At 74.4% G+C, this 1,287-nt stretch carries 2 protein-coding genes; both read left to right on the top strand.

Going from position 1 to position 1,287, the window contains the following annotated elements; all coding sequences use genetic code 11:
* Window positions 1–430: 430 nt before the first annotated feature.
* On the top strand, window positions 431–889 hold the full coding sequence (locus DKL51_RS32800) for a TlpA family protein disulfide reductase (protein ID WP_207783734.1): 459 nt from the start codon (window positions 431–433) through the stop codon (window positions 887–889).
* 132 nt (window positions 890–1,021) lie between these two features.
* Window positions 1,022–1,287, top strand: a 266-nt coding sequence (locus DKL51_RS32795; protein WP_148097922.1) for a DUF4395 domain-containing protein, incomplete at its 3' end; no start/stop codon positions are given.

Raw genomic sequence — 1,287 nt, 5'->3', positions numbered from 1 at the left:
ATTCTCCGGGCACCGCGACCTGGTCGCGGCCGCCAGCATCGCCACCCGCACCCCGGGCGGCGGACCCACCACCACGGCAGCCGCTGTTGTGCTGCCGGAGGTGGTCACGCACCGTCGAGCCGGCCGGCACCTCCCCGGTGCCGGGCGGTCCCGGCGAGGATCAGTTGGCCCGCGGAGGCCCGCCCCACCACCTGGTGGGGAGTCGCTCGCCCACCCGGCGAGGATCCACAACAACCACCGAACACCCGGTGAACGTTCGTGGACACCGCACCAGAGGACGAATGCGACGGGTGTCGATCGGCGGCCGGGCCGGGGCAGGATGGGGTCGAATCGGGTCCAGCCGGTCAGCTCCACGGGTTGGTAGGTGATCCTGCTCCCGGTCGTCGGGACGACCGGGTCTTGTGCTCGGCGGCTGTGGCACCCTTGACCAGTGGGGGAGCCCAGCCTGACCGGCGTCGTCGTGGTTGTCGTCGTGCTCGCCGCGGCCACCGCGTTCGGCTGGTGGCGCAAGCGGCGAGACGGGCGCTTCCGTCCCCTGGACGCGTCCGCCGACCATCTCGCCCCGGCCTCGGATTCGGTGGCGTTGGCCGCGCTCGGGGTGCGCCCGGGTGTCGTCACCCTGGTGCAGTTCTCCGCGCCGGTTTGCGCGCCCTGCCGGGCCACCCGCCGCGTGCTGGAGGAGGCCCGGGGGACCGTCGAGGGGATCGCCCTCGTCGAGGTCGACGTCGAGGAGCGGCTCGACCTGGCCCGGGAGTTGGACGTCTGGCGTACCCCGACGGTGCTGATCGTCGACGCGGCCGGGCGGATCGTCCAACGGGCCTCCGGTGTACCGGCCAAGGACGAGATCATCGCGGCGGTCACGCCGCTGCTGGCCGGGGCGCGGCGATGAGCGGGATCCGGTTGACCCGGCGCCGGGTCGTGGACCACGGATGGCTGTCGGCGAGCCTCTGTGCGTCGGTCCGTCCCGCCTGACCGACCGACCCTCGCGGCCCGGGCCGCACCTCGCCGAACGGAAGCCCTCATGCTGCTCGACCCTCGCGGGCCGCGGTTCGCCGCCGCCCTCACCACTCTCGTCCTGGCCGTCGCGCTGATCACCGGCTCCGGGCTGCTCGTCCTGGCCCAGGCTGTCGTCTTCGCCGTCACCGCGGCCAACCCCCGGATCGGCCCGTACGGCCTGATCTACCGCGCCCTGGTCGCGCCCCGGCTGCGCCCGCCCACCGAGCTGGAGCCGGTGGCGCCGGTCCGCTTCGCGCAACTCGTCGGGCTCGCCTTCGCCGCCGCCGGGGG

Origin of the sequence: Micromonospora globispora, from assembly GCF_003857015.1 — a bacterium.
In the GTDB taxonomy this organism is placed as follows: domain Bacteria; phylum Actinomycetota; class Actinomycetes; order Mycobacteriales; family Micromonosporaceae; genus Micromonospora; species Micromonospora globispora.
Note: the sequence above shows the minus strand (reverse complement) of the source record. Positions and strands in the feature narration are given on the sequence as shown.